Source organism: Streptomyces sp. NPDC048637 (assembly GCF_040650675.1).
Classification (GTDB): domain Bacteria; phylum Actinomycetota; class Actinomycetes; order Streptomycetales; family Streptomycetaceae; genus Streptomyces.
In genome coordinates this window covers 60867-86309 of the sequence record NZ_JBEZHQ010000014.1, presented here as the reverse complement: position 1 = coordinate 86309, position 25443 = coordinate 60867, and the positions used below count along the sequence as shown (strand labels likewise).

General features: G+C 69.4%; 27 protein-coding genes. 10 read left to right on the top strand and 17 right to left on the bottom strand.

Annotated features, from left to right (window positions below; translation table 11 throughout):
* Positions 1-65: 65 nt before the first annotated feature.
* The gene (locus AB0C46_RS19520) at positions 66-1277 is read right to left on the bottom strand and encodes an RICIN domain-containing protein (protein ID WP_362829087.1); all 1212 of its coding nucleotides are present in this window, start codon (positions 1275-1277) and stop codon (positions 66-68) included.
* Positions 1278-1672: 395 nt separating this feature from the next.
* Here AB0C46_RS19520 and AB0C46_RS19515 point away from each other — a divergent pair, with 395 nt between their 5' ends.
* Positions 1673-2248: a LysR substrate-binding domain-containing protein gene (locus AB0C46_RS19515; protein ID WP_362829086.1), complete on the top strand. Its 576-nt coding sequence runs from the start codon at positions 1673-1675 to the stop codon at positions 2246-2248.
* Between the two features lie 227 nt (positions 2249-2475).
* On the opposite strand, the gene AB0C46_RS19510 is transcribed toward AB0C46_RS19515, so the two are convergent.
* The 8 genes from AB0C46_RS19510 to AB0C46_RS19475 form a co-directional block, all read right to left on the bottom strand.
* Entirely contained in the window at positions 2476-3708 is a 1233-nt protein-coding gene (locus tag AB0C46_RS19510; RefSeq protein WP_362829085.1) for a cytochrome P450, read from the bottom strand.
* Positions 3624-5000 (bottom strand): cytochrome P450, encoded by a 1377-nt coding sequence (locus AB0C46_RS19505; RefSeq protein WP_362829084.1) that lies wholly within the window; start codon positions 4998-5000, stop codon positions 3624-3626. Before AB0C46_RS19505 ends, AB0C46_RS19510 begins: the two co-directional genes overlap by 85 nt.
* Positions 4997-5575, bottom strand: coding sequence for an ATP/GTP-binding protein (locus tag AB0C46_RS19500; RefSeq protein ID WP_362829186.1), 579 nt, complete (start codon positions 5573-5575; stop codon positions 4997-4999). Before AB0C46_RS19500 ends, AB0C46_RS19505 begins: the two co-directional genes overlap by 4 nt.
* Before the next feature lie 28 nt (positions 5576-5603).
* Complete coding sequence (locus AB0C46_RS19495; protein ID WP_085927072.1) at positions 5604-5966, bottom strand: DUF742 domain-containing protein; 363 nt, start codon at positions 5964-5966, stop codon at positions 5604-5606.
* Complete coding sequence (locus tag AB0C46_RS19490; protein ID WP_208684342.1) at positions 5963-6391, bottom strand: roadblock/LC7 domain-containing protein; 429 nt, start codon at positions 6389-6391, stop codon at positions 5963-5965. The genes AB0C46_RS19495 and AB0C46_RS19490 overlap by 4 nt, the downstream gene beginning before the upstream one ends.
* Positions 6392-6393: 2 nt before the next feature.
* The gene (locus tag AB0C46_RS19485; protein ID WP_362829082.1) at positions 6394-7815 is read right to left on the bottom strand and encodes an ATP-binding protein; all 1422 of its coding nucleotides are present in this window, start codon (positions 7813-7815) and stop codon (positions 6394-6396) included.
* Positions 7816-8056: 241 nt separating this feature from the next.
* Positions 8057-8269, bottom strand: a complete 213-nt coding sequence (locus AB0C46_RS19480) for a DUF397 domain-containing protein (protein WP_362829080.1) — start codon at positions 8267-8269, stop codon at positions 8057-8059.
* The gene (locus tag AB0C46_RS19475; RefSeq protein WP_362829078.1) at positions 8266-9087 is read right to left on the bottom strand and encodes a helix-turn-helix transcriptional regulator; all 822 of its coding nucleotides are present in this window, start codon (positions 9085-9087) and stop codon (positions 8266-8268) included. The genes AB0C46_RS19480 and AB0C46_RS19475 overlap by 4 nt, the downstream gene beginning before the upstream one ends.
* A 129-nt stretch (positions 9088-9216) precedes the next feature.
* On the opposite strand from AB0C46_RS19475, the gene recO reads away from it, so the two are divergent.
* Positions 9217-9963 carry a DNA repair protein RecO gene (gene recO / locus AB0C46_RS19470; RefSeq protein ID WP_362829077.1) on the top strand — a complete coding sequence of 249 codons (747 nt, stop codon included), beginning with the start codon at positions 9217-9219 and terminating at the stop codon, positions 9961-9963.
* Positions 9964-10017: 54 nt separating this feature from the next.
* A complete protein-coding gene (locus tag AB0C46_RS19465) occupies positions 10018-10836 on the top strand; it encodes an isoprenyl transferase (protein WP_362829076.1) in 819 nt (272 codons plus the stop codon).
* Between the two features lie 84 nt (positions 10837-10920).
* On the opposite strand, the gene AB0C46_RS19460 is transcribed toward AB0C46_RS19465, so the two are convergent.
* From AB0C46_RS19460 to AB0C46_RS19445, 4 genes are all read right to left on the bottom strand, one after another.
* Positions 10921-11349 (bottom strand): transcriptional repressor, encoded by a 429-nt coding sequence (locus AB0C46_RS19460; protein WP_362829075.1) that lies wholly within the window; start codon positions 11347-11349, stop codon positions 10921-10923.
* A gap of 144 nt (positions 11350-11493) precedes the next feature.
* Entirely contained in the window at positions 11494-12393 is a 900-nt protein-coding gene (locus AB0C46_RS19455; RefSeq protein WP_362829074.1) for a metal ABC transporter permease, read from the bottom strand.
* 79 nt (positions 12394-12472) lie between these two features.
* Positions 12473-13252 (bottom strand): metal ABC transporter ATP-binding protein, encoded by a 780-nt coding sequence (locus tag AB0C46_RS19450; RefSeq protein WP_362829073.1) that lies wholly within the window; start codon positions 13250-13252, stop codon positions 12473-12475.
* A gap of 32 nt (positions 13253-13284) precedes the next feature.
* Positions 13285-14247, bottom strand: coding sequence for a metal ABC transporter substrate-binding protein (locus AB0C46_RS19445; protein WP_362829072.1), 963 nt, complete (start codon positions 14245-14247; stop codon positions 13285-13287).
* Positions 14248-14457: 210 nt separating this feature from the next.
* On the opposite strand from AB0C46_RS19445, the gene AB0C46_RS19440 reads away from it, so the two are divergent.
* Complete coding sequence (locus AB0C46_RS19440; protein WP_362829070.1) at positions 14458-15840, top strand: glycine--tRNA ligase; 1383 nt, start codon at positions 14458-14460, stop codon at positions 15838-15840.
* Positions 15841-16132: 292 nt separating this feature from the next.
* Here AB0C46_RS19440 and AB0C46_RS19435 read toward each other — a convergent pair whose 3' ends face one another.
* Positions 16133-16573, bottom strand: coding sequence for a hypothetical protein (locus AB0C46_RS19435; protein WP_362829069.1), 441 nt, complete (start codon positions 16571-16573; stop codon positions 16133-16135).
* A gap of 175 nt (positions 16574-16748) precedes the next feature.
* On the opposite strand from AB0C46_RS19435, the gene AB0C46_RS19430 reads away from it, so the two are divergent.
* The 5 genes from AB0C46_RS19430 (at position 16749) to AB0C46_RS19410 (ending at position 20574) form a co-directional block, all read left to right on the top strand.
* Positions 16749-17975: a histidine kinase gene (locus tag AB0C46_RS19430; protein WP_362829067.1), complete on the top strand. Its 1227-nt coding sequence runs from the start codon at positions 16749-16751 to the stop codon at positions 17973-17975.
* 8 nt (positions 17976-17983) lie between these two features.
* On the top strand, positions 17984-18622 hold the full coding sequence (locus tag AB0C46_RS19425) for a response regulator transcription factor (RefSeq protein ID WP_362829185.1): 639 nt from the start codon (positions 17984-17986) through the stop codon (positions 18620-18622).
* A gap of 332 nt (positions 18623-18954) precedes the next feature.
* Positions 18955-19419: a VOC family protein gene (locus tag AB0C46_RS19420; protein ID WP_362829065.1), complete on the top strand. Its 465-nt coding sequence runs from the start codon at positions 18955-18957 to the stop codon at positions 19417-19419.
* Positions 19420-19573: 154 nt separating this feature from the next.
* On the top strand, positions 19574-19936 hold the full coding sequence (locus tag AB0C46_RS19415) for a helix-turn-helix domain-containing protein (protein ID WP_362829063.1): 363 nt from the start codon (positions 19574-19576) through the stop codon (positions 19934-19936).
* A 113-nt stretch (positions 19937-20049) separates the two neighbouring features.
* Positions 20050-20574 carry an anthrone oxygenase family protein gene (locus AB0C46_RS19410; RefSeq protein WP_362829062.1) on the top strand — a complete coding sequence of 175 codons (525 nt, stop codon included), beginning with the start codon at positions 20050-20052 and terminating at the stop codon, positions 20572-20574.
* Between the two features lie 61 nt (positions 20575-20635).
* Here AB0C46_RS19410 and AB0C46_RS19405 read toward each other — a convergent pair whose 3' ends face one another.
* The 3 genes from AB0C46_RS19405 to AB0C46_RS19395 form a co-directional block, all read right to left on the bottom strand.
* Positions 20636-21223, bottom strand: coding sequence for a TetR family transcriptional regulator (locus AB0C46_RS19405; RefSeq protein ID WP_362829060.1), 588 nt, complete (start codon positions 21221-21223; stop codon positions 20636-20638).
* Between the two features lie 304 nt (positions 21224-21527).
* Positions 21528-22532 (bottom strand): aldo/keto reductase, encoded by a 1005-nt coding sequence (locus tag AB0C46_RS19400; RefSeq protein ID WP_362829059.1) that lies wholly within the window; start codon positions 22530-22532, stop codon positions 21528-21530.
* A 204-nt stretch (positions 22533-22736) separates the two neighbouring features.
* On the bottom strand, positions 22737-24113 hold the full coding sequence (locus AB0C46_RS19395; RefSeq protein WP_362829183.1) for an MFS transporter: 1377 nt from the start codon (positions 24111-24113) through the stop codon (positions 22737-22739).
* 323 nt (positions 24114-24436) lie between these two features.
* Here AB0C46_RS19395 and AB0C46_RS19390 point away from each other — a divergent pair, with 323 nt between their 5' ends.
* Positions 24437-25360: a helix-turn-helix transcriptional regulator gene (locus AB0C46_RS19390; protein WP_362829058.1), complete on the top strand. Its 924-nt coding sequence runs from the start codon at positions 24437-24439 to the stop codon at positions 25358-25360.
* The last annotated feature ends 83 nt before the right edge of the window (positions 25361-25443 follow it).

Below are 25443 nucleotides of genomic sequence, written 5' to 3'. Positions count from 1 at the left end.
AGAACGCCGGCGGACGTGGGGGCGGACTGTCGTCGCCCCCACGTCCGTCGGCCGGGCCCGCTAAGTCACTGCTTGGCGCCATAGTTTTTCAGGCTTTCCTGGCATCCAGGAACCGGGGAGTCTTCGGTGCAGTAGATCAATATGTCGGCCTTGCCATCTACACCCGATACTGGTGCGATGGCCGCGCCTTTACCGGTCCATTTGGTCCCGAATTCGTTGGTGAATTCATGAAGCCCGACCGTTGTCTTGGTCGCCCGGCTAGTCGCTACCCAGCCCTTCTGTAGGTTGGGAATTTCATACGCGACAGTTTGGCCCTCTGTTGCAGTTGTGGTATGGCTTTCGCCCCATGTTGTCTGGTACTGGAGGCTGACCTCAACCTGAATTGGGCTCTCTTTTCCTGTTCCGACCTTCGTGGTGACTCCCAGGGTGTTCGAGACGCTGGTCGTGGTCGCCTCGGAATACTGCCAATTAAAGCTGCACGTCATTTTTGAACTTTTGCTGGCGTTAAAGCAGAACGGGGAGCTGCCGTCCTTGTCGCTGCTCACGGAGACAATTTGCCAAGGCTCGTTCGTGGCCGCGATTGACGTCTTGTCGACGATTTTGTAGGTGGCCTTGATGAGATCCGACCCGGAGTTGAACTGCGTCAGGGCGTAGTTGGTGACCAGGTCCTCGAATTTTTGACCATTGGTGGGGTTTCCGTACCCGCTGTCGCGGTCTTCCAGGCCAGACCACTTCTGGTTGTCGCCGTTATTGCAGTCGTAGAGAATTACAGGGGTTTTGTCGTCGCTGCTCCTGCCCCTGACGTCCAGGCATTTTTTTGGGAATTTGACGTTCCGGATCATGTAGTATCTTTCATCACCCGTCGGTTGGGCGTACCACGACTGTTTTTCGTTCTGGCTGTCGCAGTCCCAAAGGACGACGTGGTAGTTGCTGGTGTCGACATCGGTACACTTATTGGCGGAGTGGTGGAACATGTGGAACGTGCCGTTGTCGGCGGGTCTGATGTCCCACTGGAGGTCGCTGTCCAGTCCCCTGCTTATGGCGAGCTCGGTGCCGTTGGCTGAGGACCCTGCGTCTGCCCGTTGCAAGTACCCCCCCGATTTCGCCAGAAGGTTCTTGCACCCCGTGCGGGAACCCCAGTCGCAGCGGTTCTCGCTCGCGCGGGCTGTTCCGGCGGCGAGTGGTGATGTGGCGATGGCCAGTGCTGTGAGGAAGACACAGAGGAGTGTGGCCAGGCTGCGCAGCCCGGGTCTGCGGGGAATCGATTCGATGGTCACGATTGCTCGTCTCCTTCGGTGAACCGAGTTCGTTGAGTCGGCCCGATAGTCGGCCCGTTGTCCTCGCAGCACTGCCTCCAGGCTGCTGAGGGGCGCTTGACCGGCTGACTCGGTGTGCGTGACCACCAGGTCAGCTCGCTGTCCGCCCGCTCCGCTCCTGTTGTCCGCCGCGGGGTCTTCCTCAACGTAGGTTCGGGCGAGGGGCGTGCTATCCGTCAACTGACGTACATCTGGGTGGAGAAGGAGTTTGTCGGCCTTCTGCGTGCTCTCGGGGTGGGCGGGCCGGTGCCGACGGCCCCGCGACAACTGAGCATCATTCACCCGGCCGGCATCACAGAGCTTTCGGCTATCAGTCCCATAGGCAGACCCAGGAGGCCGCAGCCGCCGTCGACCGGGTGTCCGATGTTCCCTCGGGGCGCCTGCTGGTGGGGAGTACGAGCGCCTACGGCAACTATCTGCTCCTGCCGCTGCTCGCCCGCTTCGCCGAACGATTTCCTGATGTCGAGTGCCATGTGAGGATCGGCAACACCAGTGAAGTCATGGGGCAGTTGGCGGATGGTGAGGTGCGTCTGGCCGTTCTGCCAGGTGACGGGGTGGGGGCATCGCAGCATGTACGCAGGGAACGGATCCTTGACGAGGAGCTTCTCCTTGTCGCGCCTCCGGAACATCCGCTGGCCGATTGCGCGGTGACCCCGTCCGACCTGGAGCAACAGCAGTTCCTGTTCCGGGAAGAGGGCTCTGCCACGCGCCGGGCCCAGGATGACGCCCTGGCCCGCTGGGAGCTGTCGCCCGCGCAAAGTCCTCAGATCAGGGGGAACGAGACGCTCAAGCACGCGGTGATCGCCGGCCTCGGCATCGCGGTGATCCCGGAACGCTGCGTGGCCCGGGAACTACGGGAAGGACGCCTGGCTCGACTCCGGCCCGGCCCCGGGCTGCCCCCCCTGCGAGATCGTGCTGGCGACCTCCTGTGAGACGTCGCTCTCTGCGGCCGAGCGGGAATTCACCTGTCTGCTCCGTACCGTGAAGGATGCCTAGCCTCGTGGCCATGGCCGCCATGTTCTGATCGGGGTGAACCGGTCCGAGAGTCTGGGTCCGCCCGGCCTGCGGGCGGGCAACGGGGCGTCCCCGGTCGGGCAGCGGAAAACCCCGCCACCCCAAGCCGGGGGGACGGGGTCGGTACCGGGATCGGCCGGGCCGGTCAGGCCGGGGTCAGGTGGACCGGCAAGGTGCGCAGACCGCCCGAGATGAAGCCGCTGGTGGGTGCCAACTCGGACGGGGTGGCCAGTTGGAGATCGGGGAAGCGGGCGAAGAGGGCCGGGAGGGCGATCCGGGCCTCCATGCGGGCCAGCGGGGCGCCGAGGCAGTGGTGGACGCCGTGGCCGAAGGCGAGGTGCTCCTGGCGGGTCCGCCGGATGTCGAAGCCGGCGGCGGTGTCGCCATGGAACGCGGCGTCCCGGCCGGCCGCCGCGTACGCCGGGAGGATCGCCTCGCCCTTGCGGATGGTCGGGCCGTCCGGGATGTCGATGTCCTCCACGGCGAAGCGGAGCGGGAGGGCGGCGATGCTGGGGGCCCAGCGGAGGGTCTCCTCGATGACGTCGGCCCACGGGACCTGGCCCGACAGCACCAGCTTGAGCTGCTCGGGGTGGGTCAGCAGGGCGTGTACGGCGTTGCCGAGGAGATCGACAGTGGTCTCGTGACCGGCGCCGATGACGAGCAGGAGGGTGTCGAGCAGCTCCTGCTCGGTCATCCGCCGGCCGTCGTCGTCCCGCGCGGAGACCAGGAGGCTGGTGAGGTCGTCGGCCGGGTTCTCCCGCTTGGCGCCGACCAGTTCGGACAGCAGCGTATGGACGCCCGCCGCGGTGGCGGCGGCCTGCTCCGGGGTGGCCGTGGTGTCCATGATGGCCTCGACGAGGCGGGCGAGTTCGGCGCGCTGCTCGCCCTCCGGGAAGCCGAACAGCTCACAGATGACCTGCATGGGCAGCGGGTGGTTGAAGCGCGCCCGCAGGTCCAGGGGTTCGCCCGCGGGGTGCGTGGCGAGGTCGTCGAGCAGCGCCATGGTGATGCTCTCCACGCGCGGCAGGATCGCGTCGGTGCGGCGGGCCGTGAACGCCGGGGCGATCAGCTTGCGCAGCCGGCGGTGATCGGCGCCGTACGCGGTGAACATGTTGGTGACGCCGATCCAGGACTGCAGCCAGCTGCTGCGGATCTCCTCGCGCTGCCACTCGGGCCAGTGCTCCCGGGGGTTCTTGGAGACCCGGTCGTCGGTCAGCAGCTTCTTGAGGAGGGTGTGGCTGGTGACCGACCAGGCCTCGATCCCGCCGGGCAGCTCGGTCCGCGCCACCGGACCTAGCGCGCGGAGGCGGGCTGCCTCCCCGTGGATGTCGCTTCCGACCGGGTCGATGACGAAGGGCTGCTGTCCCTGTTGTGCCATGGAGTGGCTCCTGCCTGGTCGGGGGTGATCGGGGTGAAGCGGGCCGGGAGCCCGACGAGAGCCCGGTGGAACGCGCCGTTGCGCCACTGCAACTCACTTGCGTCCACGGCCAGTTCGATGTCGGAGAGCCAGGCCGTGAGCCGCTCGATCGCGGTGGTGGCGATCAGCAGCGCATGCCGCTTCACCGGGCAGGCGTGCGGACCGGCCGCCCAGGACAGATGCGAACCGCCGCCCGAACCGGGCGTCCCCAGTGACGTGGTGTCGAACTGGCTGTTGGCGGCCGCGTACGACACCATCACCAGCTGCCCCTTGCGCACCCAGGTGCCGTGGAAGAAGACATCACGGACCGGGAAGTGGGCGGAGTAGTTCGTCAGCGGCGGGTCGTTCCACAGCACCTCGTTGATGGCGTCGTGCGCGGTCAGCGCGCCGCCGGACAGGGTGTGGTAGTAGCGGTCGTCGGACAGCATCCGCGACAGCGCGTTGCCGATGAGGTTGGCGAGCGGTTCGTTGCCCGCGCCCATCGTGAGGATGACGTTGTGGATCAGTTCCTCGTCGCTGAGCGCGTTGGGGTGATCCATGAACCACGACGTCAGGTCGGCACCGCGCTCGGCCTTCTTGGAGCCGACCAGCTCCATGATGTAGTTCGTGTACGCCTCGTTGGCGGCCGCGGCCTCCTCGGGGGAGGTGCCGTCCAGCATCCCCGCGATGGCCTCGATCAGCCGGTCGCTGTAGGAGTCGGGCATCCCGAAGAGGTTGTTGAACATCAGCAGCGGGATCAGCCGCGCGTAGTCGGCGATCAGATCGACCTCGCCGTGCGCCCCGAAGCGCTGGATCAGGGTGTCCGCGGCGTGGTGGACGCGGGCCCGCAGCTCATGCGGCTCGACCAGCTTGAAGCTGTCGACGACGACGTCCCGGTAGCGGACGTGCGCCGGCCCGTCGGCGTAGAAGATGTTGGGACGCCACATCAGCATCGGCATGACCGGCGAGTCCGCCGGCACGGTCGTCATCCACTCGCGGGAGTCCTTGGACCAGGTGCTGTCGTCGTGCAGCAGGTCGAGGGCCGCCCGGTAGTCGGTGACCAGCATCGCGGGCACCTCCGGCGCGATCTCGACCGGTGCCAGCGCGCCGTACTGGCGCAGCTGTGCGTAGATGCGGTGCGGGTCGGCGGCGAAGTCCGGTCCGTAGAGCTTCACCGGCGAGTGGGCGTCGGCAGGTGCCTGCTGGTACGGGGCGGCGGCGTGCGCCGGGCAGCCCGGTGGCGGTGCGGCTCCCGGCTGGTGCGGGGAAGTCACGGGTTCGGATTCTCCTCGGGGGTGTGGGCCAGGACGTGCCCGACGAGCGCGATCAGCGCATCGACGGACTGCTCCTGGTCGCGGGCATCGCATAGCACCAGCGGCGTCTCGGGGTGCAGATCGAGCGCCTCGCGGAGCTTTTCGACGTCGTACTGGGGCGCGTCGGGGAAGGTGTTGACCGCGACCGCGTAGCGCAGCCCGGCCTCCTCGACGATGTCCATCACCTCGAAGGAGTCCGCCAGCCGGCGGGTGTCCGCGAGGACGAGGGCGCCCAGTGCGCCGCGGGCGATGTCCTGCCACAGGGGACGGAAGCGCTTCTGGCCGGGCGTGCCGAACAGATACAGCACCAGGTCCCCGGGCAGGGTCAGCCGCCCGAAGTCGATGGCGACGGTGGTGGTGGTCTTGTCCCGGACTCCGGCGAGATCGTCGACGGTGGCGCCGGTCTGGGTCATGACCTCCTCGGTGTGCAGCGGCGGGGTTTCCGACAGCGCACGGATGAGGGTGGTCTTGCCGACCCCGAACGGTCCCGCGATCAGCAGTTTGACCAGTGTCTGGTTCTCACCGGAGAGGTACATGCTGCCGGTGCTCGCGCCGGTGCCGGGGCTAGGACTTGAGAGAGCGGAGTCCATCGAGAACCCTCTCCAGGATGTGTCGGTCGAATTGCTCGGCTTCGGGGATAGGGGCACGGGCGTGCAGCCGCCCGGCATCGACGAGATCGGCCACCAGCACCTTCACCACGCTCACGGGCAGGTGAAGGTGGGCGGCGACCTCGGCCAGAGACAGCGCCCCGGGCTGCAGCAGCTCCAGGATGCGGTGCTCCTCCGGACGTACCTCACTGGTGATCGGCATCCCCACGCTGTGCAGCAGGGTGAGCCGGTCCAGGGTGTTGCGGCTGGGCTGGGCGCGTCCGCCGGTCGCCAGATAGGCCGGTACGAGGCGCCTGCCGCTGCTCTGGCGCGGGGTCATGCCGGGTTGCCGAGGTCCCGTGCCCGGCTGTTCATGACCTTGTTGCCCAGGGTCGTCACCTGGACCTGCATATGGTGTGCGACCACACCCATGTTCACCTCCGGGCCGGCGAAGACGGCCAGGCAGGTGTTCTCGCCGGCCGGTATCGCGAAGACGAAGCCTTCATCGGACTCGATCACGGTCTGCCGCAGCCGGGTGTCGTCCTTCTCGGCGAACGCCGCGGTCACGGCACGTCCCGCACCCTGCAGCGCGGACATCATCGCGGCGACACCCTCGGCGGAGTCCCGCTTCAGACCGGGCGAGGAGCCCTCGATGAATCCGTCGCCGGAGATCACGGCTGCGTGAATAACATGCGGCAACTCCAGGAGGGGTGCCAGCACCCAGGACTTGTCCTCGGCAACACGGCGGCGGGTGGGGCTGTTCATGACTAAGCGTTCCCTTCGGGACTGCGAGGGGGTTCTGACTGGGCGGCTGCCCGGCCGGATTCGGTGCCGCGCTGGAGCGCGGCCCAGCGGGTTCCGGTCTCTTCCGGGGAGCGCTCGGGAGCCGACTCGGTGCGCGCGGCACTCTCGTCGAGTTCGGACACGGGCTTCCGGCGCCGCCGGCGCGGGAGTTCCCCTTCGGCCGGCTGGGCGGGTGCCTCGTAGGAGGGGGCGGGCGCGGGCTGCGCGGCGGGCGCGGCGGCCTGCGGCGGCGGCGTTGCGGAGCCGGTGGGCAGCACGGAGGAGGAACGATCCGGCACCGCGGAACGGTGTGGCAGGGGAGCCATCACGGACATCGGCTGGGCGCTCTCGTCGAGGACGGTGAGGAGGGGGTCGCCCGGGATGTACACGACCGCACGCACCCCGCCGTACGGCGAGGGCTCGACATGCACGCCGAAGCCGTACTGGCGCACCAGCTGACCGGCCGCCGCGAACCCGGACCGCGGCGGGTCACCGAGCTGGGTCAGCAGCAGGTTCTCGTCACCCGACAGCAGCTCCATCGCCGCCTTGATCTCGTCGTCGTGCATCCCGACGCCGTAGTCGTCGACGATGACCGAGGCGCCGCGGTTGCCCTGCTGGAGGGTGATGGTGACGGGCAGTTCACGGTGCGAGTGGTGCAGCGCGTTGGCCAGCAGCTCGGTGACGGTGATCGCGATCGGCTCCACGGCCCGTGCGACCACGGCGACCGGGTCACGCAGCTGGTTGCTGATGTTCACGCGCTCGTAGCCGCGCAGCCGGGAGGTGGCGCCGACGACCAGCTCGGCGAGGTAGGAGTCCTCGCGGGTCAGGCCCGGCCAGGCGCCGCAGACGACGCCGGTGGCCTGGATGCGCCGCAGCGCCTGCTCGTTGAGGAAGTCGGCGTTCAGCAGATCCTGGGCGACGTTCGGGTCGTCGTAGCGGTGCTGCATCTCCTGCAGCGCCGACTGGAGCTGGTAGAGCAGCGCCTGGATGGTGGTGGTCGCCCCGCGGAGGGTGGACTGCGCGGCGGCGTCGACCCGCGCCCGCTCCTTGGTGATCGCGTCGCTGACCTGCTCCAGTACGGCGTTCAGCGCCTGGTCGGTCGCCGACGCGGTGAACCGCGCGTCCAGCAGTCCCGGAACGGGCACATGGGGATGGGCCAGCGCCAGCGTCAGATCGGGGAGCCGGGTACCGGCCAGATGCCGGATCTCGGCCTCGGTGGCACGCAGCCGGGCCGTCAGCTCCGTATTGCTGTGGAGCGTGGCGCTGTTCTGTTCCTCAGCGGCGGACAGGCGCTTTCTCAGGTCCGCGCGCTGCCTGCCCGCACGGATCGAGAGTGCCGCCAGGACCACGGCGGCGGCCGTACCTGTGCTGAGGCACCACAACAGCGCCTCCGGTATGGATGTCATCGGGATCCTCAATTGGGTACTGACTGGAACGGCCGGCCTTCACGGCGATGTGTTGCCGAACATTCACGGGATGCTACCGGGCAGTTGACGAGCTGTGAGGGCCACTTCCACGGGGCGACTGAGAAGTGCGGAAGGTCGTCTTCCGCCCGCGATGACCCGGACCATAACGTGATGTGGCCCCGTCATCCAGTGGGATGGCGGGGCCTTTGTGTCCCTGTTGTGTACGCCCGGTGAAAGCTGGTCAGGCGCCCGGGAAATGCCCGTCTTTGACGGCATCGGTGAAGGCGGCCCAGGCAGTCGCGGGGAAGACGATCGCGGCGCCGTGGGGAACCTTGCTGTCGCGGACGGGGACGAGGGCGGGGTGGGCGTCGGAGACCTCTACGCAGTTGTCGGAGGCGCCGCTGCTGTAACTACTCTTGCGCCACTGGGCGGTGGCCAGGTCGTATCGGCTCATGTGCTCCTGTAGCTCTCCGCCGCCGACTCGATCAGAGTCAGGGACGCCTCCGGCGACAGTGCGGCGGCCCTGAGGAGATCGTAAGTTGCCGTTGCGCGCTTCACCATGGCCGGATCGTCGAGCAGCTGACCCCAGAACATCCCCTCTGTATAGACGGTGGGTGGCTCGTCCGGGAATTCCATGAGCTTCATGGAGTGGGTCATGGCCGCGTGTGCACCTTGCGTGTAAGGGATCACCTGGATCAACACCTGACGGCTACGCACGAGCGCCGCGATGTGATCCAGCTGTCCAGCCATGCAGGCCGCACCACCGACCGGGATCCGCAGCGCATGCTCGTGCACGATTGCCCAATACTCCGGCCTTGTGCGGCTCTTGAAGAGGCGTGCGCGCTCCAGTCGGGCTGCGACCCTTTTGACCAGGACCTCGTCGGAGGCAAAGGGGTCGGCTTCCGCCATCACCGCGTGAGCGAACGCCGCCGTTTGCAGCAGTCCCGGTACCAGCGTGGTCTCGAAGTCGCAGATCTTGGTTGCGACAGCCTCCAGCTCTGCCACCGGCGCAAAATAGGACTCGTACGGCGACTCTTCGAGCAGCTTCCGGCACAACCGTTCGAAGAAACCGCCGGTTTGTAGAAGCCCGTCGATCTGGATCGCCATGTCCAGTCGCGGTCGGCGTTCCGCCGACTCGAACCTGCTGATCAACGTGCGGGAGGCGAACAGCTCCCGCGCCATCTCCTCCTGACGCAGGCCGGCTGCCTCCCGGCGGTTCTTGAGTTCCGAACCCCAGATTTCCCACCCGAGCTGTTGCGAAGCATTGGTCATGGCCCACCCCTTTCCCTGCAAGCGGTTGTCGTGCTGCTCTCCTTGCCGAGCCTAGTTCCGCAGCGTCACCCCGCGTGTGCGAACAGTGAAGGCGCTCGACCCGCTTCGCCCATGCGCGAGAATGGCGCCATGAGTCTGTTCCGCGACGACGGCATCGTGCTGCGCACCCAGAAGCTGGGTGAGGCGGACCGGATCATCACGCTGCTCACCCGGGGGCACGGCCGGGTCCGTGCGGTGGCCCGGGGGGTGCGGCGGACGAAGTCGAAGTTCGGGGCGCGGCTGGAGCCGTTCTCGCATGTCGATGTGCAGTTCTATGCGCGCGGCAGTGAGCTGATCGGGCGCGGGCTGCCGCTGTGTACGCAGAGCGAGACGATCGCGGCGTACGGCAGCGGGATCGTCACGGACTACGCCCGCTATACGGCCGGGACGGCCATGCTGGAGACCGCCGAGCGGTTCACCGACCACGAGGGCGAGCCCGCCGTGCAGCAGTATCTGCTGCTGGTCGGCGGGCTGCGGACGCTGGCCCGCGGGGAGCACGAGCCGCATCTGGTGCTGGACGCCTTCCTGCTGCGCTCGCTCGCCGTCAACGGCTATGCGCCGAGCTTCGACAGCTGTGCGCGGTGCGGGCTGCCCGGCCCCAACCGCTTCTTTTCGGTCGCGTCGGGCGGGGTGACCTGCGGCGACTGCCGGGTGCCGGGGAGCGTCGTACCCTCCTCTGAGGCCATTGGGCTCCTGAGCGCGCTGCTGACCGGCGACTGGGAGACCGCGGACGCCTGCGAGGCCCGTCATGCCCGGGAGGGCAGCGGGCTCGTCACGGCGTATCTGCACTGGCATATGGAGCGGGGCCTGCGCTCCCTCCGGTACGTAGAGAAATAGCGAAAACGACCTCAAGGCAAAACGCCCTCAAGACATATAGGAGACGTGGGCCGCATGGCACGACGCGGGATTCTGGGCCGTAATCGACGTGAGTACGAGACGCCCGAGCCGCACCCTTCCGGTGCGCGGCCGCCGAAGATCCCCGGTGAGCTCGTCCCGAACCATGTGGCGGTCGTCATGGACGGCAACGGCCGGTGGGCCAAGGAGCGCGGGCTGCCGCGCACCGAGGGGCACAAGGTCGGCGAGGGCGTCGTCCTGGACGTCCTCAAGGGCTGCATCGAAATGGGCGTGAAGAATCTTTCGCTGTACGCCTTCTCGACGGAGAACTGGAAGCGCTCGCCCGACGAGGTGCGCTTCCTGATGAACTTCAACCGCGATGTGATCCGGCGGCGCCGTGACGAGATGGACGCGCTGGGTATCCGTATCCGCTGGGTGGGGCGGATGCCGAAGCTGTGGAAGTCGGTCGTGCAGGAGCTCCAGATCGCCCAGGAGCAGACCAAGAACAATGACGCGATGACGCTGTATTTCTGCGTGAATTACGGCGGCCGGGCCGAGATCGCGGACGCGGCGGCGGCCATCGCGGCGGATGTGCGGGCCGGAAAGCTGGACCCGTCGAAGGTCAACGAGAAGACCATCGCGAAGTACATGTACTACCCGGACATGCCGGATGTGGACCTCTTCGTGCGGCCGTCGGGTGAGCAGCGGACCTCGAACTACCTGATCTGGCAGAGCGCGTACGCCGAGATGGTCTTCCAGGACATTCTGTGGCCGGATTTCGACCGGCGGAACCTGTGGGAGGCGTGCCTGGAGTACGCCAAGCGGGACCGCAGGTTCGGTGCGGCGCCGGAGCCGGAGGGCCGGCCGGCCAGCTGAGGGCGGCGGCCCCGACGGGTCATGCGTACGGGCCGCCTCCGGTCATCGGAGGCGGCCCGTACGCATGGCTGTTTTTGCTGCCGGCTACTGCTTCTCGGCCTTCCGGGCGGCGCACTCGCCGCAGGTCCCGAAGATCTCGATGGTGTGCGCGACGTCCTGGAAGCCGTGCTCCCGGGCGATCTGGTCGGCCCACTTCTCCACCGCGGGGCCCTCGACCTCGACGGCCTTGCCGCAGGCCCGGCACACGAGGTGATGGTGGTGATCGTCGGTGCTGCACCGGCGGTAGACCGCCTCGCCGTCGCTGGTGCGCAGCACATCGACCTCACCGGCGTCGGCGAGGGACTGCAGTGTCCGGTAGACGGTGGTCAGCCCGACGGAGTCGCCCTTGTGCTTGAGCATGTCGTGCAGCTCCTGTGCACTGCGGAACTCTTCGACCTCGTCGAGTGCGGCCGACACCGCGGTCCGCTGTCGCGTCGACCGGCCGCGTACCGGAGATCCCGCGCTCGTCGCCACCGTTGCCTCCCTAGGACGTCAGGACTTCCCCCTGCACGTGCGTCCCGCCATTGTGCCAGGTGATGAGCGGCTCCCCGGTGAGACGCTTACCGGTACACGCAACTGTCTGCCGACGGTGGTGCGCCGGCAGCCGGCTGCCCGTGCTCACCCGGTCACCCGCACATCGTCCGGGGCGGTGCGGTCGCCGGGTACCTCCAGAGTGCACCCCTTCGAGGCCTCTGCGGCAGCCCTTGCACGCTTTTTCGCGAGCGGCGCGGCGAGCCCGGTGAAGAGCACGAACAGTCCGATGGCGAACAGCACGATCGTGGCGCCGGACGGGACGTCCACGTAGTACGAGGTGGTGGTGCCCGTCAGGGTGACCGCGACACCGATCGCCACGGCCACCGAGAAGGTGACCGCGAAGCTGCGGCTGATCTGCTGGGCGGCCGCGACCGGGATCACCATCAGGGCGCTGACCAGCAGCAGACCGACGACGCGCATGGCGACGGTGACGGTGACCGCGGCGGTGACGGCGACCAGCAGATTGAGCAGCCGCACCGGCAGGCCCGTCACCCGGGCGAACTCCTCGTCCTGGCACACCGCGAACAGCTGGCGGCGCAGGCCGATGGTGATCGCCAGCACCAGGGCGGCCAGCACATAGATCGTCGTCATGTCCTGTGGCGAGACGGTGGTGATCGAGCCGAAGAGGTAGGTGCCGAGGTTGGCGTTGGAGCCCGCTTCGGAGAGGTTCATCAGCATCACCCCGCCCGCCATACCGCCGTAGAACAGCATGGCCAGCGCGAGGTCGCCGCGGGTCTTGCCGTACCAGCGGATCAGCTCCATCACGACGGAGCCGGCGATGGCGACGGCGGTGGCGACCCAGATGGGGCTGGTGTTCAGCAGGAAACCGAGGCCGACGCCGGTGAGCGCGACATGGCCGATGCCGTCGCCCATCAGGGCCTGGCGGCGCTGGACGAGGTAGATGCCGATGGCGGGGGCGGTGACGCCGACGATCAGGGCGGCGATCAGCGCCCGCTGCATGAAGGCGTAGTTCAGGATTTCCATGTCGGTCGACCTCGCGAAAGGGAGCCGGTGCTCGGGTGTCGGCTGGGGGTGCGGGGGGCGTCCCCCGAAGGTCGCGGCATCAGCTCAGCAGCCCCGTCCGGATCGGTTCCGCGGCCGCGTCGGCGTGCGGGTGGACATGGTCATGGCCGGGCAGCGCGTGCTGGCCCACGGCCTCGGGCGGCGGGCCGTCGTGGACGACACAGCCGTCCCGCAGCACCACCGCACGGTCGATCAGCGGCTCCAGCGGGCCCAGCTCGTGCAGGACGAGCAGCACCGTGGTGCCGCGGCCGACCTGTTCACGCAGGGCGGCGGCGAGCACTTCCTGGCTGGCCAGGTCGACGCCGGCCATCGGCTCGTCCATGATCAGCAGTTCCGGTTCACCGGCCAGCGCACGGGCGATCAGCACCCGCTGATGCTGCCCGCCGGACAGCGCGTCGACGGAGTCCTTGGCGCGGTCCGCCATGCCGACCAGCTCCAGCGCCCGGTGCACCGCGGCCCGGTCGGCCTTGCGCAGCATGCCCAGCTTCGTACGGGCCAGCCGGCCGGCCGTGACGACCTCGCGGACGGTGGCGGGCACACCGCCCGCCGCGGTGGTGCGCTGCGGGACATAGCCGATCCGGGCCCAGTCCTTGAACCGCCGGAACTCCGTGCCGAAGAGGTCCAGCTCACCGCCGGTGAGCGGGACCTGGCCGATCACGGAGCGTACGGCGGTGGACTTGCCGGAGCCGTTGGCACCGAGCAGCGCGACGACCTCACCGGACCGCACGGTGAGGTCGACACCGCGCAGCACGGGGCGGGCGCCCAGCGAGGCGGTCGCCCCGCGCAGGTCGATCACCGGCTGGGTGGGCGGCTGGTTCATGGTGGCCTCCGTCACGTGCGGTGCGGTGTCCGTCACTTGCTGCCGAGCGCCTTCTGCAGCGCGGCGAGGTTGGCCCGCTGCACACCGAAGTAGTCCTTGCCGCGGGACTTGGCGTTGATCCCCTCAAGGGGGTCGAGGACATCGGTCTTCAGGTGGAGGTCGCCGGCCAGGGCCTTGGCGGTGGCCGGGTTGGCGATCGTCTCGAAGAAGACCGTGGAGATGTGGTGCTCCCTGGCGAGGGTGTGCAGGTCCCTGATGCGCTTGGCGCTGGGCTCGGCCTCCGGGTCGAGTCCGCTGATGGCTTCCTCGGTGAGGCCGTAGCGCTCGGCGAGGTAGCCGAAGGCCGCGTGGGTGGTGAGGAAGGTGTCGGATGTGCGCTTCTTCAGGCCGTCCTTGAACTCGGTGTTCAGCCCGTCCAGCTTCTCCACCAGGGCGTCGGTGTTCTTCTGGTAGTCGGCCTTGTGGTCCGGGTCGGCCTTGGCGAGAGTTTTGTTGACGCCCTTGGCGACCTCGGCGTACTTCACCGGGTCGAGCCAGATGTGCGGATCCTTGCCGCCCTCGGACTCCGAGTGGGAGTGGTTGTCGCCAGTGGTGTGGTGGTGGCCGTCGACCTCGGTGCCGTGCTCTTCGAGGGAGGTGAGGGCGGCCGCGTCGGCGACGTTCTTGACGCCGGACTGCTCGACGGCCTCGTCCACGGCGGGCTGCAGGCCCTTGAGGTAGACGATTGCGCCGGACTCGCCGAGCTGGGCGGTCTGCTGCGGGGAGAGCTCCAGGTCGTGCGGCTCGACCCCCGGCTTCGTGAGGTCGGTCACCTCGACGTGCTTCCCGCCGATCTGCCGGGCGAGGAATTCCATGGGGTAGAAGGACGCTGTCACCCTCAGCTTGCCGTCCTCGGTGCGGGTGCCGCCCGAGGGGGAGCAGGCGGAGAGGGCCAGCAGGCTGAGCACCGAGACGCCGGCGAGGGTCGCGGTGGATATGGGACGGCGTATGTTCATGACAGTCATTTTCAACAATGTTGGAAACGATTGTCAACAACGGATGAACCGGTGTGAGCGGGGCGACAGTGGGCCAGAACCGATTTGATCCAGGGGGTACGGCCGCCGGTACCCTGAACTATTCGCCCGGCCGTCTTTTGACCACCACCCCTCATTGAGACGCTAGGGCGCCGCCCATCCATCGTTCGTCGTCGTAATGAAGAGAGCACCGTGGCCGCCGACAAGATCGATACCATCGTCAGCCTGAGCAAGCGCCGTGGCTTTGTATACCCCTGCAGTGAGATCTACGGCGGCTCCCGCGCTGCCTGGGACTACGGTCCGCTGGGCGTCGAGCTCAAGGAGAACATCAAGCGTCAGTGGTGGCGCGCCATGGTCACCTCGCGCGAAGACGTCGTCGGTCTCGACTCGTCGGTGATCCTGGCCCCCGAGGTCTGGCAGGCGTCCGGCCACGTCGCCACCTTCACCGACCCGCTCACCGAGTGCACCTCCTGCCACAAGCGCTTCCGTGCGGACCACCTTGAAGAGGCGTACGAGGCGAAGCACGGCAAGCTGCCCGAGAACGGCATGGCCGACATCAACTGCCCCCACTGCGGCAACAAGGGCGCCTTCACCGAGCCCAAGCAGTTCTCCGGCCTGCTCTCCACCCACCTCGGCCCGTCCCAGGACACCGCCTCGGTCGCCTACCTGCGTCCCGAGACCGCACAGGGCATCTTCACCAACTTTGCCCAGGTGCAGCAGACTTCCCGCAAGAAGCCGCCGTTCGGCATCGCGCAGATGGGCAAGTCCTTCCGCAACGAGATCACGCCCGGCAACTTCATCTTCCGGACCCGCGAGTTCGAGCAGATGGAGATGGAGTTCTTCGTCAAGCCGGGCGAGGACGAGCAGTGGCAGGAGTACTGGATGGCCGAGCGGTGGAACTGGTACCGCGACCTCGGCATCCGCGAGGAGAACATCCGCTGGTTCGAGCACCCGGCCGAGAAGCTCTCGCACTACTCCAAGCGCACCGCTGACATCGAGTACCGCTTCAACTTCGGCGGCACCGAGTTCTCCGAGCTGGAGGGTGTGGCCAACCGCACCGACTACGACCTGTCGGCGCACTCCAAGGCGTCCGGCCAGGACCTCTCGTACTTCGACCAGGAGGCCGGCGAGCGCTGGACTCCGTACGTCATCGAGCCGGCGGCCGGGGTGAACCGCGCGATGCTCGCCTTCATGCTCGACGCGTACATCGAGGACGAGGCGCCCAACGCCAAGGGCAAGATGGAGAAGCGCACCGTCATGCGGCTCGACCCGCGCCTGGCGCCGGTCAAGGTCGCGGTGCTGCCGCTGTCCCGCAACCCGCAGCTGTCGCCGAAGGCGAAGGGGCTGGCCACGGACCTGCGCAAGAACTGGAACATCGAGTTCGACGACGCGGGCGCGATCGGCCGCCGCTACCGCCGCCAGGACGAGATCGGCACGCCGTTCTGCGTCACGGTCGACTTCGACACCCTCGACGACAACGCGGTGACCGTGCGTGAGCGCGACACCATGAAGCAGGAGCGGGTCAGCCTGGACCAGATCCAGGCCTACCTGGGTGCGCGACTGCTCGGCTGCTAGTCCCGCGCGGGGCGGCGCCGGTCCCTTCGGGGGCGGTGCCCACCCGTGACCTCAAGCGCCGGTCGGGCTCGGATTCTCCGGGCCGGGCCGGCGCTTTTGGGTGCGGGGGTGCGGGTGCGGGTGGGGGCTGCGGGCTTTTGCGGGTGGGGTTGCGGGTGGGGCAGTGGGAATGCCTCCGGGAATGTCTTCCGGGAATGTCTTCCGGCGCCCCCACGTTGTGGCCCCGCAGGGGGGCCTCGCGACCCTTACGGGATGTGTTCGCCCGTCCCCTAGGCACCTTCCAGGCGTTGTTCTAGGCGCCTCGCGGCGGCCGCGAGGCGAGGCGGGCGCACAGGGCTACCAGAGGCAGTTCCGCTCCGACGGCCATGGACAGGGCGACGGCGAGTTCCGCGCCGGGGGCGGCGGTCGCGAGATCGATGCAGGCGTCGGCGAGGAGGAGGACGGCCGCGGCGGCCGCGGGGGCGCGGTGCCGGGAGTCGCCGCGCAGCAGACGGGTGCCGGTGACGAGGAGGGCGACGGCCTCCAGGGCGTCGAGGGCGACCCAGGCGACGGCCTCGGCGGGCGGGAGGGTGCCGGCGAGGTAGCCGAGCCAGGGGAGGAGGGCGAGGCCGGCGCCGGTCAGGATCCTGCCCTGCCACCTGAGTCCGGCGCCGGACCGTACCGGGCCGCCGGAGATGTCGCGGCGGGGGTAACTGCCGTCGGTGACAGGGGAGGTGAGGGCGATGAGGGCCATGGAATGGGTCGCTTTCGGAGTCGCGAACCCGTCCGTCGGGCTCCTGATCAACACTCCGGTTTTCGACGCCCACCGTCAGTAACGTCGCTGTCCGACTTGGGGTGGCACCAGCTATACCCCCGGACCGGACACTGTTGTCATGGCTGCTGCGCAACCGGCCCCATACGGTGTGAACATGACCGTCCCACCCCGGCTGCGCCGGGCTCTCGTACGCATGCGGCGCGACCTCACGTTCATCGCCGCCGGGCTGCCGCTGCACCTCGTCCCGGTGCTCCTGTCCTGGTGGGCACTGTTCCTGCTGACCGACACGGTGAACGGCGTCTCCTCCGACGCACCCGTGGTGCTGATCGCGCCGTTGACCCTGCTGGTCGTCGCCGGATACGGGTTCACCGAGGCGCAGCGCTGGCGGTTCCGGTCGATATGCGGGGTGGAGCTGCCGCGGCTGCGGTTCACGGAGGGCAAACGGCAGTTGGGCTACAACTTGCTGGTCGGCCCGCTGCTCGGAGTGCTTGAACTCCTGCTGCTGGCACTCCTGTTGGCGGCGCTGGTCGCGGCGCTGGCCCTGGTGTGGGTGTGGATCGCTTCGCCGCAATGGCGCGTCGAGCACGGCGGCTACACCACCAGGGCCAGCTATCTCTCGGTGCTGGGGCTGGCGGTACTCGCCGCGATACCGGTGCTGGCCGCGGGGCTCGTCCGGCTGGAGATCCTGGTCGGGCGGGCGGTGCTGGGCGTGAGCCGGTCCGAGGAGCTGGCGCGGCGGGTCGAGGACCTCACCGAGAGCCGGGCCGGTGCGGTGGATGCCGCCGACGCCGAACGGCGGCGTATCGAGCGGGATCTGCACGACGGCGCACAGCAGCGGCTGGTGTCCCTCGCGCTGAACCTCGGGCTTGCGAAGGCCACCCTCACGGATCTGCCCGCGGAGGCGCAGGAGGTCATCGACGCCGCGCACCGCGAGGCGAAGGACGCCATCGAGGAGCTCAACAACCTGGTGCGGGGGCTCCATCCGGCCGTTCTGGACGAACTGGGGCTGGATGCCGCGCTGTCGGGGCTCGCGGCCCGCGCGCCGCTGCCCGTACGGCTGCGGGTGGATCTGCCAGCGGAATTGCCGCAGCGCACGGCGCCGGCCGTCGAGGCGGTCGCCTACTTCGTCGTCTCCGAGGCGCTGACGAATATCGCCAAGCATGCGCGGGAGGCGACCCGGGCGGAGGTGACGGTCACCCGGCTCGGCGAGATACTCCGGGTGGTGATCGCCGACGACGGTTTGGGCGGCGCCGATCCATCCAAGGGGAGCGGCTTGAAGGGGCTTGCCCGGCGTGCGCGCTCCGTGGACGGAACGTTCCGGATGAGCAGCCCCGTGGGGGGCCCGACCATGATGAGCGTGGAGCTGCCGTGCCCGATGTGAGACGTGCCGTGATCGCCGAGGACTCCGTTCTGCTGCGGATCGGACTCGTCAAGGTGGTGGAGATGGCCGGGTTCGAGGTGACCGCCGAGGCGGGGGACGCGCAGGGGCTGCTGACGGCGGTCGAGGAGCACCGGCCGGACCTCGCGGTGGTGGACGTCCGGATGCCGCCCGGCTTCACGGACGAGGGCGTGCGCGCGGCGCTGGCGATCCGCCAGAAGTGGCCCGGCACCGCGGTGTTGATGCTCTCCCAATACGTCGAGGAACGGTACGCGGCCGATCTGCTGGCGACGAACACCAGCGGAGTGGGCTATCTGCTCAAACAACGGGTCGCGGATGTCGAGGATTTCATCGAGGCACTGCGGAGGGTGGCGGCCGGCGGCACCGCGCTGGACCCGCAGGTCGTCGCCCAGCTGCTGGTACGCCGGGCGAGTGATCCACTGGAGCGGCTGACGGCCCGCGAACGGGACGTGCTCGCCCTGATGGCCGAGGGCCGCTCCAACGCGGGCATCGCGGCGCAACTGGTGGTGAGCGAGAGCGCGGTCGCCAAGCACATCAACAACATCCTCGCCAAGCTGGACCTGCCGAAGGCGGACGCCGACCACCGCCGGGTGCTGGCGGTGCTGCATTTCCTGGGGGTGGGGCGTTAGGGCTTGCCCGGGCCGGGCCTGTCCCGGCCGGGCCGGGCCTGGTCGGGCGCGGTCGGAGGGGGCTGGTCGGAGGGGGCTGGTCACATCTTCGAGGGCGTCGCGGTGCGCGTCGCCCGGCGCATCCTCGCGAGGGTTGCCGTGATCCGGTACCACCACGGAACCGGGCCCCACTACGGAACCAGCACCACTACGGAACCGGCACCCCGTCCTGCGGTCGCTTACCGCAATCGCTCGTCTCCTACCGCATTCGCTCACCGAACACATCCGAACCACTCGGCTGGGTGCGGGCGGCGGGCCCCCGGTGTCAGTGCCGTGGGCTATAGGTGGTGACCATGACTACAACTCCCCTGCACTGGAAGCTCGTCGTCGACGCTCACGATCCGCACGCCCAGGCCGACTTCTGGGCGGCTACGCTCCGCTACGAGGTCGAGGACCACAGCGCCCTCATCGGCAAGCTCCTCGACCTCGGCGCCATCCAGTCCGACCTCCTCGTCGACCACGACGGCCGGCGCGCCTGGCGGGACGCGGCGGCGGTACGCCACCCCGACGACCCGTACGACGCGGAGAGCGGCACGGGACTGGGGCGTCGGCTGCTCTTCAACCGCGTACCGCCGTCGGAGCCGAAGACGACCAAGAACCGCCTGCATATCGACCTGCACGGCCTCGCGGGCGAGCGGGACGCAGAGGTGGAGCGCCTCCGTGCCCTCGGCGCCCGGGTCCAGAGCCACGTCAACGCGCAGGGCGGCGAGTGGGTGGTTATGACGGACCCGGAGGGCAACGAGTTCTGCGTGCACTAGGTGTGTTGTCCGGGGCGCCGAGCACGCCCGCGAAGAGTGCGGTCGCCGTGCTCTTCCGGCGGAACTGGCTGCGTTCGATGTCTGAACACCTCGGGGCTCCTCCTCTAGTCTTCCGGAAGCCGAGTCACCAGAAGGTCCGCAGGAGGAACCGCCCATGGCAACGCCGACACCGGGGCAGCCCGTCCGTGGCTCGACCACGGGGCGGCCTCTCATGGCCGCGCTCGACCTGTTCGGCCGGCGGTGGAGCCTGCGCATCGTCTGGGAGCTGCAGGAAGGCGCTCTGGGCTTCCGTTCCCTGCGGCAGCGGTGCGACAACATGTCCTCCAGCGTGCTGCGCCAACGCCTTCTGGAACTGGTCGAGGCGTGCCTGGTGGAGCAGACCCCCGAGGGCCAGTACGTCCTCACCGCACTCGGCGAGGACGCCCACCGGGCCCTTCGTCCCCTCGCCTGCTGGTCGGAGGGGTGGGCCGCGGAGCTGTCCGAGTGTTCCCGGGCGGCCGGCCAGGAATCGCCCTGAGCGCACGGTCTCCTGAGGAAGAAGTTCCGGGGAGCGTCGGGGGAGGCTCGTTGGCCGGTACCGCGCGGGCCGCTCTCGGTAGGGTCGGCCCACGTACCGGATACGGAGGAGCCATGAGAGCCCTGCAGACCGCCACGCTGCTGGTCGCGACGCTCGGCGCGGGGCTGATGGCCGGCTTGTTCGCCGCCTTTGCCTACGCGGTGATGCCCGGCCTTGCCCGTTCCGCCGACCGCACCTTCGTACAGGCCATGCAGAACATCAACCGGGCCATCATCAACGGCTGGTTCCTGCTCCCCTTCCTGCTGCCGGTCCCGCTGCTCATCCTCGCCACCGTCCTGGCCTGGAACGGCCACGGGCGGGTGGCCCTGCCCTGGGTCCTCGCCGCGCTGGTGCTCTACATGGCGGGCTTCTTCGTCACCAGCGGGGTCAATGTCCCGCTCAACAACGCCCTCGACAAGGCCGATATCGCCTCCGGCAAGGGCGATACGGGAGACGACGACCGGGACAGGGCCGCCAGGGCCGCCTTCGAGGGGCGCTGGGTCACCTGGAACATCGTCCGCGCCCTCCTGCACACCGCGGCCTTCGGCGTCCTCGCCTGCGCCCTCCTTCTGCACGGCACGGCAGCAGGCACGACATAGCGGCCGGTGGTGTGCTGCTCAGGCCTCCGTGCTCAGGCCTCCGTGCTGAGGCCCTCCGTGCTCAGGTCTTCGTGCGCAGGCCCCGCAGGACCAGGTCGCGGACGGCCTCGAAGTCGGCAGTGATCTCGGGGCGGGACCACTCGGGGGCGTAACACGGGTCGTGGAAACGGCCGGTGGCATCGAAGACGGCGCGGGCGGTGGTGGCGGGGGAGGGAGTGTGGAAGTCGCCCTGGCTGACGCCGGCTTCGATGATGGAGGTGAGCTGGGCTTCGAGGTCGGTGATGTGGCGGTCGACCACGCCGCCGCTCTCTCCGATCAACGTCATATAGGTGGCGAACAGTTCGGGATCGTCGCCGGCCTTGTGCCGCTTGGCCTCGAACAGGGAGGTCAGCCAGCGGTCCAGCCGCTCCGGGGCCGGTCCTTCCGCCGTGACGATGACCGACAGTGCCTGGCTCGTACGGTCCAGCCAGCGCTCCGTGACCGCCTCCCGCAGCGCCGCCTTCGTACGGAAGTGGCGGTAGACGCTGCCGTGGCTGACGCCCAGGGCCCGCGCCACATCCACGACCGTGGCCTTGGCCGGGCCGTAGCGGCGCAGCACCTCCTCGGTGGCTTCGAGGATGCGCTCTGGGGTCAACGTCTCGGGGGGCATGGGGCGGGTCGGCCTTTCGGGAGGGCGAGGTGACCGCGGGGCGGGGCGGGGCGGGCACGGGGTGGGGCAGGGACGGCGGTCCCTACGGACGGTACCTGGCCGTGCCCCGTACCCGCTGCGGTGGCCACGATGTCCGGCGGCCCGGCGGCCCGGTGGCCCGGCGGCCCGGTGGTCACGCTGCCCGATGGTAATGCTGCCCGGCGGTCACGCTGCCCGGCGGTCATGCTGCCCGGCGGTGATGCTTCCCCAGCCGTCCGCGCCTCCCGGTGGTCCGGCCTCCCGGTCGCTCCCCTCCCCCCGGTCGTCAGTGCTCGCTGTCGAGGTGGGCCATCTGCTGGGTGGGGTAGCGGTCGCCGGCGGCGGCGCCGGCCGGGACGGCGTGCTCTATCGCGGTGAGATCGTCGGCGTCCAGTGTGACGTCCAGGGCGCCGAGGGCCTCGGTCAGCCGGTCGCGGCGACGGGCGCCGATCAGCGGGACGATGTCCTCGCCGCGGGAGAGCACCCAGGCGATGGCGGTCTGCGCAACCGAGGCGCCCTTCTGTTCGGCGATCTTGCGCAGCGCGTCCACCAGGTCGAGATTGTGGTCGAGATTTTCGCCCTGGAAGCGCGGGGTCATGGCGCGGAAGTCGCTCGCGGCGAGCTTGCGGTCGCGGGTGAAGTGGCCGCTGATCAGGCCGCGGGCCAGAACCCCATAGGCGGTGATGCCGATGCCCAGCTCGCGGGCGGTGGGCAGGATCGTCTCCTCGATGCCGCGGGAGACGAGGGCGTACTCGATCTGGAGGTCGGCGATCGGGGCCACGGCGGCGGCCCGGCGCAGGGTCTGCGCGCCGACCTCGGACAGGCCGATGTGACGGACATGCCCGGCCTCGACCAGCTCGGCGATGGCGCCGACGGTCTCCTCGATCGGGACATCCGGATCGACCCGGCAGATCCGGTAGATGTCGATGTGGTCGGCGCCCAGTCGCTGAAGGGAGTACGCGGCGAAGTTCTTCACCGCGCTCGGCCGGCCGTCAAAACCGGTGAAGTCGCCCTCGACGGTGCGCAGGGCGCCGAACTTCACGCTGAGCTGCGCCTTTTCGCGAGCCGTCGCGGAGGCGGTGCGCAGCGCTTCGTTGATCAGCAGCTCGTTGTGCCCCATGCCGTAGAAGTCGCCGGTGTCGAGCAGGGTGATGCCCGCGTCGAGGGCGGCGTGAAGGGTGGCGATGGATTCGCTGCGGTCGCTGTCGCCGTAGAAGGCGGACATGCCCATGCAGCCGAGGCCGAGAGCGGAGGTCTGCGGGCCGGTGGTGCCCAGGGTGCGGGTCTGCACTGCTTGCTCCTGACGGTGAGGAGAGGGAGGGGTGGTGGAGGGGACGGGGAACGGCTGCCGTGCACTCACTATGACATGACGGATGACAGATTTCAATATTTGTCAGCCGTCATGTCGTGGTGATGTGTCAGTCGTCGGGTGTGAGCCGTGCCCGGTTTCTCGCTCCTCGCTGGTCGGTGCAGGGCCAGCCCAGGTCAGAGCACCTCAGCGCACGGTGCGTGGCAGGCGCAGGGCGAGCAGCGTCGTGCCCGCGACGATCGCCAGTTGCGTCAGCAGCGCGGCGAGCAGGGCGTCGCGAATGCCGAGGGAGGGCAGCAGCGAGAGGAAGAGGGTGCCGAGGGTGGCCACGCCCAGGGCGAGGCCGGACTGCTGGGTGGTGACCAGGACGCCGCCGCCCACCCCCGCCTGCGTCATCGGCAGTTCGCTCAGCACGATGCGCATCAGCACCGGCATCACCATGCCCTGTCCGATGCCCAGTACGGCCATGCCCGGCGCGAGAGCGGCCACCGATATCCCGGGCCAGCCCGCGTGCACGGTCAGTGCCAGCAGGGCCAGTCCGGTGCCCTGGATCAGGGAACCGGCGATCACCACCCGCCGCCCGAACCGCAGCACCAGCCGCGGACCGGCGAGGGAGGCGAGGAAGAAGGCGACGCACATCGGGGCCAGGGACATTCCGGCCGCGAACGGGCCGAAGTGCAGGCCGCTTTGGAGGGCGACCGCCACCACGAACATGAAGCCGCCGAAGCCCAGCGTGAACGGAACGAGCATGCGGAGCCCGCTGTTCACGGAAGGGATGCGCAGCAGCGAGGGCGGGACCAGCGGCGTACGGCCGAGGCGCTCGGCCCGGCGCTCGAACAGCACGAACGCGGTGGCGGCGAAGGGGAAGACGGCCAGCAGGACCCAGGACCACAGGGGCCAGCCGGCCGCCCGGCCCTCGGTCAGCGGCAGCAGCAGGGTGATCAGGGTGGCGGCGAGCAGTGCGGTGCCGGGGCCGTCCACCCGGGCCGGGTGCGGGGAGCGGGTCTCGGGGACCGTACGGGCGGCCAGCAGCCAGGCGGCGGCGGCCATCGGGACGTTCACCAGGAAGACCGCGCGCCAGCCGGTGCCCGCCAGGTCGACGGAGACCAGCAGCCCGCCGAGCACCTGGCCGGCGGCGCTGGACACCCCGGCGGTGCCGCCGTACAGGCTGAGGGCCTGGGCGCGCCGCTTGCCGGTGGTTGTCGCCTGGATGGTGGCCAGCACCTGCGGCAGCAGCAGTGCGGCCGCGGCGCCCTGGGCGACCCGGGCGGCCACCAGCGTCCAGGCGTCCGGCGCCAGACCACACGCCAGCGAGGTCAGCCCGAAGGCGGCCAGGCCCCACAGGAACAGCCGGCGGCGGCCGACCATGTCGCCGAGCCGCCCGCCGAGGACCAGCAGCATCGCGTAGGCGACCCCGTAACCGGCCACCACCATCTCCAGCATCGCCGGGCCCGCGTGCAGATCGTGGTCGATGGTCGGCAGGGCGACATTGACGATGAAGAAGTCGATCAGGGGGAGGGCCGCGCCCAGCAGCACGGTCAGCAGGCCGAGCGGGGTCAGCACGGTCGGAGTGCGCTGCTGCTGTGGGGCGGGGCCGGGTGCGGCCGGTGCCTCCAGGGTCGCCGGTGCGTCCGGTGCGTCCGGTGCGTCCGGTGCGTCCGGTGCCTCCGGGGCCTCCGGGGCCGCCGGTGCGTCCGGGAACCCGGCCTCCGGGGCGGTGGCCGGGGCCACCAGGGGCACGGCCGGGGCTTCCGGGGTGGTCGTCTGTGCTCGGGTGTCGCTCACGGAGTCGACGATCGTCGACCGCTCAGCCGGGTACCAGAGTGTTCTTATCCTGGTATCAGCGCTACCTGGCAACCGGCTCGGGCCTGCGGCACGCTGGACCCATGACCCTGGACACGCCCCTTCCGCAGCCTGCCACAGGCCCGGGTGGCGCCGCTGCCCCGCCGTACGGCACCGCTCCGCGCGATGACGCCGCCCGCCGGGCCGAGCTGGCCGCCTTTCTGCGCAGCCGGCGGGAGCGGATCACGCCCGAGCAGGTCGGGCTGCCGCGGGGCGCCCGCCGGCGTACGCCCGGTCTGCGCCGCGAGGAGGTCGCGCACCTGGGTGCGGTCGGGGTCACCTGGTACACCTGGCTCGAACAGGCCCGGGACATCCATGTATCGCCGCAGGTCCTGGACGCGGTGGCCCGTGCGCTGCGGCTCGACCGCGCCGAGCGCAGTCATCTGTTCGCGCTGGCGGGGGCGGTCGATCCGATGCCCGGCACGGAGTGCACGGGCGTCCCGCAGGGGCTGCGGCAGATCCTGGAGCAGCTCACGCCGTTCCCCGCGGTCGTCCAGAACAGCCGGTTCGACATCCTCGCCTACAACCGCACGTACGGCCGCCTGATGTGCGATCTCGATGCGCTGCCCGAAGAGGACCGCAACTGCATGTGGCTGGCGTTCACCCACCCCGTGTGGCGGGCCAGCGTGGGCGATCTGGAGGGCGCGATGCGGGTGATGGCCGCCAAGTTCCGGGCGTCGATGGCCGAGCATGTTGCGGAGCCGGCATGGAAGGCGCTGGTCGCGCGGCTGACGGAGGCCTCGCCGGAGTTCCGGGAGATCTGGGCGCAGCACGAGGTCGTCCGCCCGGTCAGCTCCGTCAAGCTCTTCCGGCATCCGCGGGTGGGCGCGCTCCAGCTGACCGCCACCAGCCTGTGGACGGGGCCGGAATCCGGCCCCAAGCTGCTGTCCTACACGCCCGTGGACGAGACCTCCCGGGAGCGGCTGGAGCAACTGGCGGCGGAGCCGGCGGCGCTCGCCGCGGTGTGACCGTAGGGACTTAGCGATCGAGGGACTTAGCGATCGAGGGGCTGAGGGATCGAGGGGCTTAGCGACCGAGGGGCTGAGGGATC

What these genes read in the sequence shown, in the direction of transcription:
- AB0C46_RS19510 (WP_362829085.1), bottom strand. Translation starts at nt 3,708, where the DNA reads ATGGCACAACAGGGACAGCAGCCCTTCGTCATCGACCCGGTCGGAAGC.
- AB0C46_RS19500 (WP_362829186.1), bottom strand. Translation starts at nt 5,575, where the DNA reads ATGTACCTCTCCGGTGAGAACCAGACACTGGTCAAACTGCTGATCGCG.
- AB0C46_RS19495 (WP_085927072.1), bottom strand. Translation starts at nt 5,966, where the DNA reads ATGACCCCGCGCCAGAGCAGCGGCAGGCGCCTCGTACCGGCCTATCTG.
- AB0C46_RS19490 (WP_208684342.1), bottom strand. Translation starts at nt 6,391, where the DNA reads ATGAACAGCCCCACCCGCCGCCGTGTTGCCGAGGACAAGTCCTGGGTG.
- AB0C46_RS19485 (WP_362829082.1), bottom strand. Translation starts at nt 7,815, where the DNA reads ATGACATCCATACCGGAGGCGCTGTTGTGGTGCCTCAGCACAGGTACG.
- AB0C46_RS19480 (WP_362829080.1), bottom strand. Translation starts at nt 8,269, where the DNA reads ATGAGCCGATACGACCTGGCCACCGCCCAGTGGCGCAAGAGTAGTTAC.
- AB0C46_RS19475 (WP_362829078.1), bottom strand. Translation starts at nt 9,087, where the DNA reads ATGACCAATGCTTCGCAACAGCTCGGGTGGGAAATCTGGGGTTCGGAA.
- recO (WP_362829077.1), top strand. Translation starts at nt 9,217, where the DNA reads ATGAGTCTGTTCCGCGACGACGGCATCGTGCTGCGCACCCAGAAGCTG.
- AB0C46_RS19465 (WP_362829076.1), top strand. Translation starts at nt 10,018, where the DNA reads ATGGCACGACGCGGGATTCTGGGCCGTAATCGACGTGAGTACGAGACG.
- AB0C46_RS19455 (WP_362829074.1), bottom strand. Translation starts at nt 12,393, where the DNA reads ATGGAAATCCTGAACTACGCCTTCATGCAGCGGGCGCTGATCGCCGCC.
- AB0C46_RS19450 (WP_362829073.1), bottom strand. Translation starts at nt 13,252, where the DNA reads ATGAACCAGCCGCCCACCCAGCCGGTGATCGACCTGCGCGGGGCGACC.
- AB0C46_RS19445 (WP_362829072.1), bottom strand. Translation starts at nt 14,247, where the DNA reads ATGAACATACGCCGTCCCATATCCACCGCGACCCTCGCCGGCGTCTCG.
- AB0C46_RS19435 (WP_362829069.1), bottom strand. Translation starts at nt 16,573, where the DNA reads ATGGCCCTCATCGCCCTCACCTCCCCTGTCACCGACGGCAGTTACCCC.
- AB0C46_RS19430 (WP_362829067.1), top strand. Translation starts at nt 16,749, where the DNA reads ATGACCGTCCCACCCCGGCTGCGCCGGGCTCTCGTACGCATGCGGCGC.
- AB0C46_RS19420 (WP_362829065.1), top strand. Translation starts at nt 18,955, where the DNA reads ATGACTACAACTCCCCTGCACTGGAAGCTCGTCGTCGACGCTCACGAT.
- AB0C46_RS19415 (WP_362829063.1), top strand. Translation starts at nt 19,574, where the DNA reads ATGGCAACGCCGACACCGGGGCAGCCCGTCCGTGGCTCGACCACGGGG.
- AB0C46_RS19410 (WP_362829062.1), top strand. Translation starts at nt 20,050, where the DNA reads ATGAGAGCCCTGCAGACCGCCACGCTGCTGGTCGCGACGCTCGGCGCG.
- AB0C46_RS19405 (WP_362829060.1), bottom strand. Translation starts at nt 21,223, where the DNA reads ATGCCCCCCGAGACGTTGACCCCAGAGCGCATCCTCGAAGCCACCGAG.
- AB0C46_RS19390 (WP_362829058.1), top strand. Translation starts at nt 24,437, where the DNA reads ATGACCCTGGACACGCCCCTTCCGCAGCCTGCCACAGGCCCGGGTGGC.